At 59.2% G+C, this 16,632-nt stretch carries 14 protein-coding genes and 1 pseudogene; 8 read left to right on the top strand and 7 right to left on the bottom strand.

All coding sequences use genetic code 11. The features are described 5' to 3' along the window. Positions 1-3: 3 nt before the first annotated feature. The gene (locus AB7933_RS25860) at positions 4-882 is read right to left on the bottom strand and encodes an amino acid ABC transporter permease (protein ID WP_024077022.1); all 879 of its coding nucleotides are present in this window, start codon (positions 880-882) and stop codon (positions 4-6) included. Between the two features lie 146 nt (positions 883-1,028). Next, positions 1,029-2,456 carry an argininosuccinate lyase gene (gene argH / locus AB7933_RS25855; RefSeq protein ID WP_024077021.1) on the bottom strand — a complete coding sequence of 476 codons (1,428 nt, stop codon included), beginning with the start codon at positions 2,454-2,456 and terminating at the stop codon, positions 1,029-1,031. A gap of 193 nt (positions 2,457-2,649) precedes the next feature. On the opposite strand from argH, the gene AB7933_RS25850 reads away from it, so the two are divergent. Further along, positions 2,650-3,609 (top strand): LysR family transcriptional regulator, encoded by a 960-nt coding sequence (locus AB7933_RS25850; RefSeq protein WP_024077020.1) that lies wholly within the window; start codon positions 2,650-2,652, stop codon positions 3,607-3,609. A gap of 116 nt (positions 3,610-3,725) precedes the next feature. Here AB7933_RS25850 and AB7933_RS25845 read toward each other — a convergent pair whose 3' ends face one another. The 5 genes and pseudogenes from AB7933_RS25845 to AB7933_RS25825 all read right to left on the bottom strand — a co-directional run bounded on the left by AB7933_RS25845 (position 3,726) and on the right by AB7933_RS25825 (position 8,255). Further along, positions 3,726-4,373, bottom strand: coding sequence for an HAD-IB family hydrolase (locus AB7933_RS25845; RefSeq protein WP_041161002.1), 648 nt, complete (start codon positions 4,371-4,373; stop codon positions 3,726-3,728). A gap of 73 nt (positions 4,374-4,446) precedes the next feature. Next, positions 4,447-4,701 (bottom strand): annotated as a pseudogene (locus AB7933_RS25840) (HNH endonuclease); the annotation flags it as partial. Positions 4,702-5,009: 308 nt separating this feature from the next. Next, entirely contained in the window at positions 5,010-6,035 is a 1,026-nt protein-coding gene (locus tag AB7933_RS25835) for an IS110 family transposase (protein ID WP_024074122.1), read from the bottom strand. A gap of 118 nt (positions 6,036-6,153) precedes the next feature. Beyond that, positions 6,154-7,404, bottom strand: coding sequence for a ribonucleotide-diphosphate reductase subunit beta (locus tag AB7933_RS25830; protein WP_024077017.1), 1,251 nt, complete (start codon positions 7,402-7,404; stop codon positions 6,154-6,156). Between the two features lie 581 nt (positions 7,405-7,985). Next, a complete protein-coding gene (locus AB7933_RS25825) occupies positions 7,986-8,255 on the bottom strand; it encodes a DUF2790 domain-containing protein (RefSeq protein WP_069076866.1) in 270 nt (89 codons plus the stop codon). Positions 8,256-8,650: 395 nt separating this feature from the next. Here AB7933_RS25825 and acs point away from each other — a divergent pair, with 395 nt between their 5' ends. The 7 genes from acs (at position 8,651) to AB7933_RS25790 (ending at position 16,622) form a co-directional block, all read left to right on the top strand. Beyond that, on the top strand, positions 8,651-10,606 hold the full coding sequence (gene acs / locus AB7933_RS25820; protein WP_024077015.1) for an acetate--CoA ligase: 1,956 nt from the start codon (positions 8,651-8,653) through the stop codon (positions 10,604-10,606). 650 nt (positions 10,607-11,256) lie between these two features. Continuing rightward, positions 11,257-12,042, top strand: a complete 786-nt coding sequence (locus AB7933_RS25815; protein ID WP_024077014.1) for an ABC transporter substrate-binding protein — start codon at positions 11,257-11,259, stop codon at positions 12,040-12,042. 91 nt (positions 12,043-12,133) lie between these two features. Further along, positions 12,134-12,823, top strand: coding sequence for an ABC transporter permease (locus AB7933_RS25810; protein ID WP_024077013.1), 690 nt, complete (start codon positions 12,134-12,136; stop codon positions 12,821-12,823). Then, on the top strand, positions 12,820-13,518 hold the full coding sequence (locus AB7933_RS25805) for an ABC transporter permease (RefSeq protein WP_024077012.1): 699 nt from the start codon (positions 12,820-12,822) through the stop codon (positions 13,516-13,518). Before AB7933_RS25810 ends, AB7933_RS25805 begins: the two co-directional genes overlap by 4 nt. 1 nt (position 13,519) lies before the next feature. Next, positions 13,520-14,632, top strand: coding sequence for a succinylglutamate desuccinylase/aspartoacylase family protein (locus AB7933_RS25800; RefSeq protein WP_024077011.1), 1,113 nt, complete (start codon positions 13,520-13,522; stop codon positions 14,630-14,632). A 27-nt stretch (positions 14,633-14,659) separates the two neighbouring features. After that, positions 14,660-15,424: an ABC transporter ATP-binding protein gene (locus tag AB7933_RS25795; protein WP_003214336.1), complete on the top strand. Its 765-nt coding sequence runs from the start codon at positions 14,660-14,662 to the stop codon at positions 15,422-15,424. 217 nt (positions 15,425-15,641) lie between these two features. Further along, complete coding sequence (locus tag AB7933_RS25790) at positions 15,642-16,622, top strand: GlxA family transcriptional regulator (RefSeq protein ID WP_024077010.1); 981 nt, start codon at positions 15,642-15,644, stop codon at positions 16,620-16,622. Positions 16,623-16,632 lie beyond the last annotated feature (10 nt).

Genomic DNA, 16,632 nt, shown 5'->3' with positions numbered 1-16,632 from the left:
GACTTACGAACGCTTGCCGGCGCCGCGGGCAAAACGACGCTCGAGGCGGCTTTGACCAAATGAAAGAACAGTCACCACCGCCAGGTACCAGATGCCGGCGACGATCAGCAGCTCCATGACCCGGGCGTTGGCGTAGTAGATGTTTTGCGCGTTGTGCAGCAGCTCCGAGTACTGGATCACACTGGCCAGGCTGGTCATTTTCACCATGCTGATGAACTCGTTGCCTACCGGTGGAATGATCACCCGCATGGCCTGCGGCAGAATGATCCTGCGCAGCGCCTGCAGGCTCGGCATGCCGATGGACTTGGCCGCTTCGTACTGGCCGGTATCCACCGACAGCAGGCCGGCGCGCACCACCTCGGCGGTGTAGGCGCCCTGGTTGATGCTCAAGCCGAGCAGGGCGGCCACGAATGGCGTCATCAGGTCGACGGTGTCGATGCTGAACAGGCCGGGGATCGCGATCACCGGGAAGATCAACGCCAGGTTGAACCACAGCAGCAACTGCAAAATCAGCGGTGTACCGCGGAACAGCCAGGTGTAGGTGATGGCCACGTAACGCAGGATCGGGTTGGCCGACATGCGCATGATCGCCGTGATCACCCCGATCACCACGCCCAGCGCCATCGCCAGGATCGACATGACGATGGTATTCACCAGGCCCCAAATGATGGCCTCAGACGTGAGGAACTGACCGATGTAGGACCATTCGATTTGGCCATTGGCAAACGCGCGCAACAGCGCGGCCAACACGATCACGATCAAGGTGGCAAAAAACATCCGCCCGTAATAGCGACGTGGCACGTGCTCGTACTGCGTGATATCGAACTGGTTCTCGGACAACTTACGCTCAGCTTCCAAGCGCTCGGCCGGGGTTTGGTTCATGGTTCTACTCCAAATGCTGTACACAGCCTTCCACTGTAGGAGCCAGCTTGCTCGCGAAGATCGTCAACGATAACGCGGGAAACCTGATGCCCCGCGGTGTTCCTGGGTTCTTCGCGAGCGAGCTCGCTCCTACAAGGTGAAGGTGTTCAAATTCTGAAACCGGTGTAGGTGTCGGCCCATTGCTGCTGAGCAGCCAATGCCGTTTTCAACCGCCCAATCTGCTCCCGCACCCGCTCTGGCGCCGTCCCACCCCGTCCACTGCGTGCCGCAATCGCCGCTTCCAGGGTCAGGCAATCGCGCACCTCTGGCGTCAACCGCGCATCCACCTCCGCCAGCATTGCCGGCGAGGCTTCCCACAACTCAATCTCATGCTTCTCGCAGGCCTGCACCAAGGCGCCGGTAATCTCATGGGCCTCCTTGAACGGCACGCCACGGGTGGCCAACCAATCCGCCACTTCCGTCGCCAAGGTAAAGCCCATCGTCGCCTGGCGCCGCAGCTCCTCCACCTGGACCTTCATGGTCGCGACCATCCCGGCCATCGCTGGCAGTACCAGTAGCAAGGTGTCCACGCTGTCCAACACGCTGTGTTTGTCCTCGCTCAAATCGCGGTTGTACGACAGCGGCAAGGATTTGAGCGTCGACATCAGCCCGGTCAGGTTGCCGATCAACCGCCCAGCCTTGCCCCGGGCCAATTCAGCAATGTCCGGGTTCTTTTTCTGCGGCATGATCGAACTGCCGGTGGCGTAGGCATCGTCCAATACCACCCAACGAAACTGGCGCGACGACCACAGGCAAAACTCCTCCGACAGCCGCGAAATATTCACTCCGAGCATGCCCGCCACAAACAGGAACTCCGCCACATGGTCGCGACTGGCGACGGCATCGATCGAGTTTTCGCACGGCCCGGTGTAGCCCATTTCCTTGGCTGAGTGTTCCGGCTGTCGCGCAATCGCCGAGCCGGCCATCGCCGCCGCACCCAACGGTGACAACGCCGTACGCGCATCCCAATCCACCAGGCGCTGGACATCGCGCAACATCGACTGCGCGTGGGCCAGCAAGTGATGGGCGAACACGATGGGTTGCGCCTGCTGCAAATGGGTAAAGCCGGGGCAGATGCTCTCGACATGCTGCTCAGCCTGTTCCACCAACGCCTGCTGCAGACCCAACACCTCGGTGGTGATGGTGCGCGCATGGTCGCGTAGGAAAAGGCGCAGATCGTTGGCGGTTTGATCATTACGCGAACGCCCGGCGCGCAGCTTGCCGCCCAATGCGCCCAGGCGTTCGGTCAAGACGCGTTCGATAAAGGTGTGTACGTCCTCGTCATCCAGGGTGGGATGCAGGCGGCCGGCGGCGAAGTCTTCACCGATGCGGTCCAGGGCCTCGAGGGTGCGCAAGGTCTCCGATTCATCCAGCAGACCGGCGCGCTGCAACTCACGGGCATGGGCACGGGAGCCGGCCAGGTCGTAGGGCGTCAGGCGAAAATAGCGCTCAGGGCAACGGGACAATGCGGCCAACGCAGCAGACGGACCGGTCTTGAAACGAGCGCCCCAAAGGCGGTCGGTGGGCTGGGACATGGGTATTCCTCACGCTTGTTTTTAGAAGAGTCGGAGGCAGTAAAAAAAGGTTTTCAACTAAACTGAATCAGCGTCTGGCGCGCCGTATTCAAGGTTGCCAAGGGCGGATGTTTATGTTCATTATCGCCGCCTGGCTATGTTCAAGGATTGGGTTGAAGCCTGTTGAATATGGCACTTGAGGTCAACGCGTATTATGGAAACTCCACTTTCCACTTCTGGAAACCTACCGCCAAAACCCGGCACAAGACCGCCCCTGCAACTCAGTGGGTTGGACTTCAAACTGCTGCGGGTATTTATGGCCGTGGTCGAAGCTGGCGGCTTCAGCGCTGCGCAAAACGAGCTGAACGTGGGCCTGGCGGCCATCAGCAAACAGATCTCCGACTTGGAAATCCGCATCGGCATGCGCCTGTGCACACGGGGCCGAGAAGGCTTCGGGCTGACCGAAGAAGGCAAGTTGGTGTATCAAGCGTCCATCGAGTTATTTACCTCGGTAGACAGTTTCAGAGACAAGCTTAGTTCGGCGCAAAATGAACTCATCGGCGACCTTAGTATGGGCGTTATTGATAACACTGTCTCCGACGTTAATTCACCGCTGATTGCCGCGCTTGGCAACTTACATAGCCAATCACCAAAAATAAGATTACGCCTGCATGCCTCGCAATTGGACGAAGTTGAACGCGGTGTGGTGGAAGGGCGCTTGATTGTCGGCATCGTCCCCGTGTACCAGCGCCGCGAAGAGTTCGACTACTTCCCGCTCTACGAAGAAAAGGCCCACGCCTACTGTGCCGTAGGACATCCGCTCTTCACCGCGAACGACATTACCCCCGAGGTGCTGCGCCAATATGAAGTGGTCAACCATCGGTATGCGATCCATCGCGACAAGGCCACCTTCGTCAATTACGACAGCCAGTCCGCCTCGGCCTCGCAAGTCGAAGCCGTCGCTATCCTGATCCTCACCGGTCGTTTCCTCGGCTTCCTGCCGGAACACTACGCCGCGCCATTGGTGAGGGAAGGGCGCCTACGCGCACTGTGCCCGGAACACGTGCACCTGAGCACCGTCTTCAACCTGATCCTGCGCCACAACGCGCCAAGAAGTCCGCTGGTAAAAGCCTTTGCCACCGCCCTGGGCGTAGACCTCAAAGCCACGACATAACGTTCACGACAAACGCCGATCTACCGGATCACAGAAATCAAATGTGGGAGGTCTCGAGCTTTAGCGAGGCACCGATGGCATCGACTCGGTGTTCCAGCCGATCCCCATTACCCGCATCATCGCTGCAACCGAGCCCGCTTTTTCTTCTTCGCATGAAAATGCCGAAAATGCGCATCCTGCGCCGCCGCCAGCAGCTCCCGATCCCCGCGTGTATCGCCCCAGGCCCGCAGCCGATACTCCCCCAGGTCCCCATACACCGCCTCGAGCCGCAGCACCTTATTCTCACAGCGGCAATTATTCCCGGTGAGCTTGCCGGTCAACACCCCGTCGACCACCTCAAGCTCAGTCCCGATCAACTTGATCCCCAGCCGATTCGCAAACGGCTGCAACACCAACGCCGGCGACGCTGAACACAACGTGACCTCCGCCCCGGAGCCCAACTCATGCTCCACCGACAACACCCCCGCCGGGCGCATCAACCGCGCCCAATTGCGCTGGCAATACTCCTCGGCCTTCTGCTGCACCCACGTCTTCTCCACCCCGGTCATAAAGGTGCGGATCAACTGCGCCTTCAACTCATCCCGGCTGATCTGCCGCACCAAAAAACGCAGCCCAGGCACCGCCAGCTTGACCATCCGGCCATAAAACTCGCCAGGGCCAAAGGCAAACTTGAGGAAGGGCACGAAACTGTCGTGGTGGGTCAGGGTGCCGTCGAAGTCAAAGACGGAAAGTACTTTGGCGTCAGCGGGGCCGGCTTCGAGCATGTCTGGGTTCACGGGTTGGCCTCGGTCCTATCTAGTATTTTTTTGAGTGTGCATCAGGTGTGACAGCAGGAGTTTACTCCCGTGCCAATCTTCCGACCTTGGCGTAAAGCCCCTCGGTGAAAGCCTCCCGGTCAGTCGACCGGTGACAACGCTGATGGCAATTGGGGCACAAGGCTACAGCATTGGTGATGCGATCCGAACCCTTCTGGGCGAGGTGCTTGACGTGATGTACTTCAAGAAATGGCAAGCCGTCGACCTCGAACGGCGCGTTAGAGCCGCAGCCTTCGCAGATGCCCTTGGCTTCTTTCAGTACCCAGGCGCGGACTTTTAGGGCTCGACCGCAGCTGCAAGCTCCGCGTCAGTGAACTCGCATAAAAAATCTATGGTCCCCCCCATTTTTGCAATACTGATTAACGGGCGATGTGGTTGGCTTGCTTAAATCTATCCGGCGTCTGTTTGGGGCTTGCCCCAGCGCCACGATGAGAGTCGCGCCTGACGATCCTTAAAAGCCCGTCGGCTTCTGAAGCCGATTTTTATGTCAGGATCTTCGCCAGGCCGGTAGGCCGTTCACGTCATCCGTTGTTCAGCTATCGCAAAACCTGAAGGGTGAATTGTGGTACTGCAACAACCGCAGGGTCAGGCGTTCAAGGCGTCTGGCCCTGCTTCATATTGCGCATGGTGAGCCGCTATCGCCCAAGCGATACGCGCCAGTTTGTTGGCCAGGGCACAGGCCACCACATTCGAGTGTCGTCGGCGCAGCAGCGCTCGCACCCAGTCGGCCAAAGCCCCCTTCTGATGATCCAGCCTCTGCATGTAAACCCTGGAGCATTGCACCAGCAGTTGCCGCAGGTGCTTGTCACCCCGCTTGCTGATCCCCAACAAATTGGCTTTGCCGCCCGTGCTGTACTGTCGCGGCACCAAGCCCACTGAAGCCGCAAAATCGCGACTGCATCGGTATTGCTTGCCATCGCCCATTTCTACAGCCAGAAGGCTGGCGGTGATCGGACCGACACACGGCATGCTAAGCAAACGGCTCCCCAGATCATCGTCGGCCAGCTGGCAAGCCAGTTGTTTGTCCAGTTCCTTGATCTGTTCATCCAGGTAAACGAAGTGATCGTGCAGGCGTTGCAACAGCACTGTCAGCCGCACAGGCAGCTCATGCTCGGCCAAAACAGCTGCCAAACGCTTCATGATGGCTGAGCCTTTGGGCAGGCTGATGCCAAATTCCAGCAGGAAACCGTGCATCTGATTGGCTGTCTTGGTGCGGTCATGCACCAACGACTCGCGCATGCGATGCAGGACAGACAGGGTTTGCTGAGACTCGGTTTTAGGCGTAACGAAGCGCATGGACGGACGGGAAGCCGCCTCGCAAATGGCCTCTGCGTCGATAAAGTCATTTTTGTTGCCCTTGACGAAAGGGCGGACAAACTGCGGTGAAATCAACTTGGTCGTATGCCCCATCGCCGCAAGCTGACGGGCGATGAAGTGAGAGCCGGCACAGGCTTCCGTTACCACGACGCAGCTCGGCAAGTTGCCGAAGAACCGCATCATCTGCGCTCGCGAGAGCTTTTTGCGAAACACCTCGCGGCCCGATTTGTCTTGGCCCAGAAGGTGGAAATTATGTTTGCCGAGATCGATCCCGATCAGTGCTGACTCGCTCATGATGATGGCCTCCAAAAACAAAACACCCTGCGAAAGCGTAGCCCTCGCAGGGTGTGGGGGTGACCATCTCATTAGCCCCGAACAAGTCAGGGCTTCTTGGTGTTGCTGTGTTAAGGAATCAATCCCAGCTCAACGCCCCACCCGTCTGATACTCAATCACCCGGGTCTCAAAGAAATTCTTCTCTTTCTTCAAGTCCATGATCTCGCTCATCCACGGGAACGGGTTGGTCGTGCCTGGGTACTCTTCCTTCAAGCCAATCTGCGACAGGCGACGGTTAGCGATGAACTTGAGGTAATCCTCCATCATCGCCGCGTTCATACCCAGCACACCGCGCGGCATGGTATCGCGCGCATATTCGATCTCCAGCTGCGTCCCTTGCAGGATCATCTGGGTCGCTTCTTCCTTCATTTCGGCATCCCACAGGTGTGGGTTTTCGATTTTGATCTGGTTGATCACATCGATACCGAAGTTCAGGTGCATCGACTCGTCGCGCAGGATGTATTGGAACTGTTCGGCGACGCCGGTCATCTTGTTGCGGCGGCCCATGGACAGGATCTGGGTGAAGCCGCAGTAGAAGAAGATGCCTTCCAGCACGCAGTAGTAGGCGACCAGGTTGCGCAGCAGTTCCTTGTCGGTGTCGACGGTGCCGGTTTCGAACTTCGGATCGGAGATCGAACGGGTGTACTTCAGGCCCCAGGCGGCTTTTTTCGCCACCGATGGGATCTCGTGGTACATGTTGAAGATCTCGCCTTCATCCATGGCCAACGATTCGATGCAGTACTGGTAAGCGTGGGTGTGGATCGCTTCTTCGAAGGCCTGGCGCAGGATGTACTGGCGGCACTCCGGGTTGGTGATCAGGCGGTACACGGCCAGGACGAGGTTGTTGGCAACCAGGGAGTCGGCAGTGGAGAAAAAGCCGAGGTTGCGCATGACGATGCGGCGCTCGTCGTCGGTCAGGCCTTCGGGGTTTTTCCACAGGGCGATGTCGGCGGTCATGTTGACCTCTTGCGGCATCCAGTGGTTGGCGCAGCCGTCGAGGTACTTCTGCCAGGCCCAGTCGTACTTGAAGGGCACGAGTTGGTTGAGGTCGGCGCGGCAGTTGATCATGCGTTTTTCGTCAACGGCGACGCGGGCGGAAGCGCCTTCGAGTTCGGCGAGGCCTTCGGCGACGTCGAGTTTGTCCAGGGCCGCCTTGGCGCGCACGATGGCGGCGGAGTCACTGGCGGTGACGGCGCGGGCTTCGATGGCGGCAGCGGCGCCGGCACCGTCGAGGCGGTCCATGTTGGCTTCGGTGGCGTGGCCGGCGTTGGCGCCTTTGGTGGCTACTTCGCCGTCTTCTTCTTTGTCGAATTCGTCCCAGCTCAGCATGACGTGTCGTCTCCTGCGTGAGGGCTCAAAGGTGCCCGTGTGAAACCGGATGGTTGGGTGTTCACACGGCCCTCGGGCCGCGGTGGATCTTAAGGAATCGTTTGTTGCAACCGCTGGCGCAGGCATTAAACGGAATAGGGTCACGGGTGCTCTGCGTGAGGCTTGAGAGGCGGAGCGACAGGTGCATGCTCCAGCGCAGGCTCAGGTCTGGCTCTTCATCCCAGTGTAAAGGGATATTGCAGGCCCGATTTACCCGCGCATTATAGGGAAAAATTCGACTTTGTGTTGCGGCGGATGGTCTCGGAGGAGGGCCGCAATGGCGTGGTTTTCGGCCAAAGCGTGTGTTTGCAAGGCTTTGCTGGGGTTGGTTTTTTTTGAGGGGCGATGAGTGGCTTTTTGCGGGGCGGATGCAGGGGGCGGGGCGTAGGGGGTAATAGCGTAATAGAGGTGCGTCGGATGACGCTATCGGGGGCAAGCCCCCTCCCACATTTGGTCTGCGGGGGGTCAAAGGCCGGTTCTTGGCCGCAAGAACGATTTCTTGCGGCAAACAAGATCAAGTTCAAATTGAACTAACGAAGTGTTTATCCGTTAGAGCAACCATTGCCCATAACCTTGTAATTAAGAATGTGGCGCTGACCTTGGGAATCTTCATATTCCATTTTTACCGGTACCACTTCGCAAACTTCTGGAATAGTGCTCATGGACAATACTTTGGCCACGTCCAGCTTGGTGCTGTAGGTGTAGTCCTCGACAATCGGGGCTTTCTGGCCGGCCAGCTCAGTCGGGGCCTCATCGGCCAGGGCGGCGGTGGCGCACAAGCTGCTGAGGGCCATAACTAATAAAGCTTTCATTTCTCTATTTACCTTCTTCAGGGCGAAAGGGGTCACGGGGCCTTTGTGAGGCCACGTGTGTAACTTAGGGTTGGTAAGTTCGGATTAACGTGCCTTCGTGGGGGCTGTTACGTTGTTAATCACAGTGCCTTGTTGGCGGAGTTGATTTTAGGCCCGCAGGTTATATTCATATACCCGTGCTTTTGATAAACACTATTGGCGGTTTTTGTAACAATCCCGTGGTAAAGGTTTTTTCATCAGGCAGCCAAGCCACGCAGGCCGCGGGCCAGAGGCCCGTAGAGGGATAGCAGGGCAATTTGTAGGGTCTTGTTACTACCATCGTCGAATGGTTCTATAGGCCCACCCCGGCTACAACTGGGCCATACAACAACAACTATGTCACCGAGGTAAGAAAGATGAGTGCGGCTTCCCTGTACCCCGTTCGCCCCGAAACAGTCGCCAACACGCTGACCGACGAGGCGACCTACAAGGCCATGTACCAGCAGTCGGTGGTCAACCCCGATGGTTTCTGGCGTGAGCAAGCCAAGCGCCTTGACTGGGTCAAGCCTTTCACCGCGGTGAAGCAGACCTCTTTTGACGATCACCATGTCGACATCAAGTGGTTCGCTGATGGCACCCTGAACGTTTCCTACAACTGCCTGGACCGTCACCTCGCCGAGCGTGGCGACCAGGCAGCGATCATCTGGGAGGGCGATGACCCTGCCGAGAGCCGCACCATCACCTATCGCGAGCTGCATGAAGAAGTCTGCAAGTTCGCCAACGCCCTGCGTGGCCAGGATGTGCACCGCGGCGACGTGGTGACTATCTATATGCCAATGATCCCTGAAGCGGTGGTCGCCATGCTGGCCTGTGCCCGCATCGGGGCGATCCACTCGGTGGTGTTTGGTGGCTTCTCGCCGGAGGCCCTGGCCGGTCGCATCATCGACTGTAAGTCGAAAGTGGTGATCACTGCTGACGAAGGCATCCGCGCCGGTAAGAAAATTCCGCTGAAGGCCAACGTCGACGACGCGCTGACCAACCCGGAAACCAGCAGCATCCAGAAAGTCATTGTGTGCAAGCGCACCAATGGCAGCATCAAGTGGAACCAGCATCGCGACATCTGGTACGAAGACCTGATGAAAGTTGCGGGCACCGTGTGCGCGCCAAAAGAGATGGGGGCCGAAGAAGCGCTGTTCATCCTTTATACCTCCGGCTCCACCGGCAAGCCTAAAGGCGTGCAGCACACCACCGGCGGCTACCTGTTGTACGCGGCCCTGACCCACGAGCGCGTGTTCGACTACCGCCCAGGCGAAATCTTCTGGTGCACCGCCGACGTCGGCTGGGTCACTGGCCACACTTATATCGTCTACGGCCCGCTGGCCAATGGCGCGACCACGCTGCTGTTCGAAGGCGTGCCGAACTACCCGGATATCACCCGGGTGGCGAAGATCGTCGACAAGCACAAGGTCAATATCCTCTACACCGCACCGACCGCGATCCGCGCAATGATGGCCTCCGGCACCGCCGCCTGCGAAGGCGCCGATGGCAGCAGCCTGCGCCTGCTCGGTTCGGTGGGTGAGCCGATTAACCCGGAAGCGTGGGACTGGTACTACAAGAACGTGGGTCAATCCCGTTGCCCGATCGTCGATACCTGGTGGCAGACCGAAACCGGCGCCACCCTGATGAGCCCGCTGCCAGGCGCCCATGCGCTCAAGCCGGGTTCGGCGGCACGGCCGTTCTTCGGCGTGGTACCGGCCTTGGTGGACAACCTGGGCAACATCATCGAAGGTCCTGCCGAAGGCAACCTGGTGATTCTCGACTCGTGGCCAGGCCAGGCCCGTACCCTGTACGGCGACCATGACCGTTTCGTCGACACGTACTTCAAGACCTTCCGTGGCATGTACTTCACGGGTGACGGTGCCCGTCGCGATGAAGATGGTTACTGGTGGATCACCGGCCGTGTGGATGACGTGTTGAACGTGTCTGGCCACCGCATGGGCACCGCCGAGATCGAAAGTGCCATGGTTGCTCACCCGAAAGTCGCGGAAGCGGCGGTGGTGGGTGTGCCGCACGACATCAAGGGCCAGGGCATCTATGTCTACGTTACGCTGAAAAACGGCGAAGAGCCGAACGAAGCCCTGCGTCTGGAGCTGAAGAACTGGGTCCGCAAGGAAATCGGCCCGATCGCTTCGCCGGATGTGATCCAGTGGGCACCGGGCTTGCCGAAGACGCGCTCGGGCAAGATCATGCGGCGTATCCTGCGCAAGATTGCCACGGCCGAGTACGACGGGCTGGGGGATATTTCCACCTTGGCTGATCCGAGTGTGGTGGCGCATTTGATCGAGACGCACAAGACCATGAACGCCGCGTAACGCGGGGTAGGTGGGAAAGAGCCCCATTCGGTGCATGCCGAGTGGGGCTTTTTTTGTGGTCTCTCAAAACCACTGAGGATCCCATGTGGGAGGGGGCTTGCCCCCGATAGCGCCGGGTCAGCTCACAAATAAGTGACTGACTACCGCTATCGGGAGCAAGCCCCCTCCCACATTTGGATCTCCACCAGTCAAATAAATATCGGTTTCCCTGGTAGGACGTTTCTGAATGTTACTGTCACCTCTAAATGTGTAACCCTATGCTCGAACATGAGGCAAAGGGCTACGCTCATGCCCTGAAAAACCGCGTTTTAGACACCCCCAGAAATAAGATTAAACGCCAGACTTGCCGTGCCAGAAGGGTTTGCGAATAATAGGCCCGCAATTTGCAGTATCAATAGGTTTAATGTCTTTTGCCTCTGCATAAAATTCAGAGGCTGTCAATGTGCTGGAACCGCTTTCTCGGTGCTTCTGTAAATTGTTGTCGCATTGAGGAAATATCGGCTTCCGGCCTGTCGTTAGAATGCCGATCACTCGCTCGTCGTCGCAGGTGTAGCCCGCGTAGGACGCAGCACCGCTATTCGGTTTCACTCAGTCGCATCGTGGGCCATGGCTCATACTGCTGTTTTGCCCTATACCGATGGAGTCCCAAGATGAAGAAACTCGTGCTGTTGGGCGCCCTGGCGCTGTCCGTGCTGTCCATGCAGGCTTTCGCTGAAGGCAAGCCTCTGAAAATTGGTATCGAAGCGGCTTACCCTCCGTTTGCCTCGAAGGCGCCGGATGGCAGCATCGTCGGTTTTGACTACGACATCGGCAACGCCCTGTGCGAAGAGATGAAGGTCAAGTGCACCTGGGTCGAGCAGGAGTTCGACGGCCTGATCCCGGCGCTCAAAGTGCGCAAGATCGACGCGATCCTGTCGTCCATGTCCATCACCGAAGACCGCAAGAAGTCCGTGGACTTCACCAACCGCTACTACCTGACCCCAGCGCGCCTGGTGTTGAAGGAAGGCACTGCGGTCAGCGACAGCCTGGTTGAACTCAAAGGCAAGAAGATCGGTGTGCAGCGCGGTTCGATCCATGACCGTTTCGCCAAGGAAGTCCTGGAGCCTAAAGGCGCCACCATCGTTCCTTACGGCACCCAGAACGAAATCTACCTGGACGTGGCTGCCGGTCGCCTCGACGGTACCGTGGCCGACGCAACCCTGCTGCAGGACGGCTTCCTGAAGACTGACGCCGGCAAAGGCTACGCGTTCGTGGGCCCAGCCTTCACCGACGTCAAATACTTCGGCGACGGCGTAGGTATTGCCGTACGCAAGGGTGACAAGGAAAACCTGGAGCGCATCAACGCCGCTATTGCCGCGATCCGCGCCAATGGCAAGTACAAGCAAATCCAGGACAAGTACTTCGACTTCGATATTTACGGCGCTGACGCCAAGTAATTCATCGCAGCTGTCTGTCCGAAATGGCGCAAGCAACAGAATTCCTGCGGTTTGCGCCATTTTTTCATCCCCCTTTTCGAGGACCTGAATCATGTTGAAAGGCTACGGGGCCGTCATCCTCGATGGCGCATGGTTGACGCTTCAGCTCGCCTTGTCGTCCATGGCCTTGGCCATTGTTCTGGGTCTGATCGGGGTCGCGTTACGCCTGTCGCCGGTGCGCTGGTTGGCCTGGCTGGGTGACTTGTACTCCACGGTGATCCGCGGGATCCCCGACCTGGTGCTGATCCTGCTGATTTTCTACGGCGGCCAGGACTTGCTTAACCGCGTCGCGCCGTTGCTCGGCTATGACGACTATATCGACTTGAACCCCTTGGCCGCCGGTATCGGCACCCTGGGTTTCATCTTTGGCGCCTACCTCTCGGAAACCTTCCGTGGCGCCTTCATGGCCATCCCCAAGGGCCAGGCCGAAGCCGGCCTTGCGTATGGCATGAGCAGCTTCCAGGTGTTTTTCCGGGTGATGGTGCCGCAGATGATCCGGCTGGCGATCCCCGGGTTTACCAACAACTGGCTGGTACTCACCAAGGCCACCGCGCTGATTTCGGTGGTGGGCCTGCAAGACATGATGTTCAAGGCCAAGCAGGCGGCAGATGCCACCCGCGAGCCTTTTACCTTCTTCCTCGCAGTGGCGGCGATGTACCTGGTGATCACCAGCGTGTCGTTGCTGGCCTTGCGTCATCTTGAGAAGCGCTACTCGGTAGGCGTAAGGGCGGCTGATCTATGATCTTCGACTACAACGTCATCTGGGAGGCCATGCCGCTGTACCTCGGCGGCCTGGTGACCACCCTGAAATTGCTGGCTTTGTCGCTGTTCTTCGGCCTGCTCGCCGCCTTGCCCCTGGGCTTGATGCGTGTGTCCAAGCAGCCGATTGTCAACGGCATTGCCTGGCTCTACACCTACGTGATCCGCGGCACGCCGATGCTGGTGCAGCTGTTCTTGATCTACTACGGGCTGGCCCAATTCGAAGCCGTACGCGAGAGCTTCCTGTGGCCGCTGCTGTCCAGCGCCACCTTCTGCGCGTGCCTGGCCTTTGCAATCAACACCAGTGCCTACACGGCCGAAATCATTGCCGGTAGCCTCAAGGCCACTCCGAATGGCGAGATTGAAGCGGCCAAGGCCATGGGCATGTCGCGCTACAAGCTGTACCGCCGCATCCTGTTGCCATCGGCCCTGCGCCGCGCACTGCCGCAGTACAGCAACGAAGTGATCATGATGCTGCAGACCACCAGCCTGGCATCCATCGTCACCCTGATCGACATCACCGGTGCCGCACGCACGGTGAACGCGCAGTACTACCTGCCGTTCGAAGCCTATATCACCGCTGGCGCGTTCTACCTGTGCCTGACCTTTATCCTGGTGCGCCTGTTCAAGTTGGCCGAGCGCCGCTGGCTGAGCTACCTGGCTCCACGGAAGCACTGATATGGAACGCATCGATCACCTGTTGCCCTGGGGTCACCTGGGTTGCGAGCGCCAACTGAGCGTATTCCGTTTCGGCGGCGGCGAGCGCAAGGCCTATATCCAGGCCAGCCTGCACGCCGATGAGTTGCCCGGCATGCGTGCGGCCTGGGAGCTGAAAAAACGCCTCACCGAACTGGAACGGCAAGGTGCCTTGAACGGCGTGATCGAGCTGGTGCCGGTGGCCAACCCGATGGGCTTGGGCCAACTGTTACAAGGCAGCCACCAGGGCCGTTTCGAGGTGGGCAGCGGCAAGAATTTCAACCGCGATTTCGTTGAGTTGAGCGAGCCGGTGGCGGAGTTGCTCACAGGTAGGCTGGGGGATGATCCTCACGCCAATGTGCGCATGATTCGCCAGGCGATGACCGATGCGCTCAACGCCTTGCCTGATCCGAGCAGCCAGTTGCAAGGCATGCAGCGCATCCTGCTCGGCCACGCCTGCACCGCCGACATCGTCCTCGACCTGCACTGCGACGCCGAAGCCGCGCTGCACATGTACGCGCTGCCCCAGCACTGGCCGCAGTGGCGTTCGTTGTCGGCGCACTTGAATGTGAAAGTCGGTTTGCTCGCGGAAGATTCCGGTGGCAGCTCGTTTGATGAAGCCTGCTCGTTGCCGTGGTTGCGCTTGTCTCGTGCCTTCCCCGAGGCGCAGATCCCGCTGGCCTGCCTGGCGACCACCCTGGAGTTGGGCGGCCAGGCGGACACGGGGCGTGACGAGGCGATCTTCCACGCCGAAGGCATCCTCGCGTTTCTCGCCGAACAAGGCCTGATCCAGGGCGAATGGCCGGCGCCGCAACACGAACCGTGCGAAGGCGTGCCCTTCGAAGGCACCGAATTGCTGTTCGCGCCCCACGCCGGGGTGATCAGTTACCTGCGTAAAGCCGGGGACTGGATCGAGAAGGGCGAGCCGATTTTTGAAGTGATTGATCCCCTGGAAGACCGCGTGAGCACGATCTGCGCGGGCACCTCGGGGGTGTTGTTTGCCGTTGAACGGCTACGTTATGCCCAAGCGGGTTTCTGGCTGGCCAAGGTGGCGGGGCGCGAAGCGCTGCGTCACGGGCGCTTGCTCAACGACTGACCACCTGTTTTTGTGAGAACCGACCGCATGTACAAACTTGAAGTCCAAGACCTGCATAAACGCTATGGCAGTCATGAAGTGCTCAAAGGCGTGTCCCTGGCCGCCGCGGCCGGTGATGTGATCAGCATCATCGGTTCCAGTGGTTCGGGCAAAAGTACCTTTTTGCGCTGCATCAACCTGCTGGAGCAACCCCACGCCGGCAAGATCCTGCTCAATAACGAAGAGCTGAAACTGGTGGCCAACAAGGACGGCGCCATGAAGGCCGCCGACCCCAAGCAACTGCAACGCATGCGTTCGCGCCTGTCGATGGTGTTCCAGCATTTCAACCTGTGGTCGCACATGACAGCGCTTGAAAATGTGATGGAAGCCCCGGTGCATGTGCTGGGCATGTCGAAAAAAGACGCCCGTGAAAAAGCCGAGCATTACCTGGCCAAGGTGGGCGTGGGCCATCGTAAGGATGCGTTCCCTGGCCATATGTCTGGCGGTGAGCAGCAGCGCGTGGCGATTGCCCGTGCCCTGGCGATGGAGCCGGAGGTGATGCTGTTCGACGAACCTACCTCGGCGCTGGACCCGGAACTGGTGGGCGAAGTGCTCAAGGTGATGCAGGACCTGGCCCAGGAAGGCCGCACCATGGTGGTGGTCACCCACGAAATGGGCTTTGCCCGTGAAGTGTCGAACCAGTTGGTGTTCTTGCACAAAGGCATCGTGGAAGAGCGCGGCAACCCGCGGGAAGTACTGGTCAACCCGCAGTCCGAGCGGTTGCAGCAGTTCTTGTCCGGCAGCTTGAAATAATCAAGGCCGCTGCTCCCCCCTGTAGGAGCGAGCTTGCTCGCGAAGATCGTCAACGGTAACGCGGGAAGCCTGATACCCCGTGGGGTTCTCAGGTTTTTCGCGAGCAAGCTCGCTCCTACAGGAAAGCAGGTCTTCATCGTTTTTAAGCTTTGTGTTGGTTTACGGGCTAGCATTGGCCTTTGTCTTTATTACTGTTACAGGCTTCGGATAGCACTCCATGACCGCCCACAAAATTGGTTTCCTGATTTGGCCCAGCACAAAAGCACTCACGCTTGCGCTGGCTGAGGAGGCTTTGCGCGTTGCTCAACGGGTGCATCCGGAGGTGGTCTACGAACTCTCGTTTCTGCTGGCCGAGCCGCCAACCCAGGGTGCCTGGCAATTGCCAGGCGAGCCGTGGGCCGGCAAGCTCGAAGGCTTCCAGAAGCTGTTCCTGCTGGCGGACGAACCGCCGACCGTGATCGCGTCGCAACTGAGCACCGCGCTCAAGCAGCTCGTTCGCGCCGGTTGCGTGATCGGTGGCTTGTCGGCCGGCGTTTACCCGTTGGCGCAACTGGGCCTGCTCGATGGCTACCGTGCCGCCGTGCACTGGCGCTGGCAGGACGATTTCGCCGAGCGCTTCCCCAAGGTCATCGCCACCAGCCATCTGTTCGACTGGGACCGTGATCGCCTGACCGCCTGCGGTGGCATGTCGGTGCTTGACTTGCTGTTGGCGGTACTGGCCCGCGACCACGGCGCCGAGCTGGCCGGTGCGGTCTCCGAAGAACTGGTGGTGGAGCGCATTCGCGAAGGTGGCGAGCGCCAGCGTATCCCGTTGCAAAACCGCCTGGGTTCCAGCCATCCGAAGCTGACCCAGGCGGTGTTGCTGATGGAAGCCAATATCGAAGAGCCGTTGACCACTGATGAAATCGCCCAGCATGTGTGCGTGTCGCGACGACAACTGGAGCGGATCTTCAAGCAATACCTCAACCGCGTCCCCAGCCAGTACTACCTGGAACTGCGCCTGAACAAGGCTCGCCAGATGTTGATGCAAACCAGCAAGTCGATCATCCAGATCGGCCTGTCCTGCGGCTTCTCCTCGGGGCCGCATTTCTCCAGCGCCTACCGCAACTTCTTCGGCGCCACCCCTCGCGAAGACCGCAACCAACGGCGCAGCAGCAGCCCTTTCGAGTTGTCGTCGGTACCGTCTGAGCGCGGCTGATCAGGCGCGC

Origin of the sequence: Pseudomonas gorinensis (assembly GCF_042015035.1) — a bacterium.
Classification (GTDB): Bacteria; Pseudomonadota; Gammaproteobacteria; order Pseudomonadales; family Pseudomonadaceae; genus Aquipseudomonas; species Aquipseudomonas gorinensis.
This window is presented reverse-complemented; position numbering and strand designations above follow the sequence as displayed.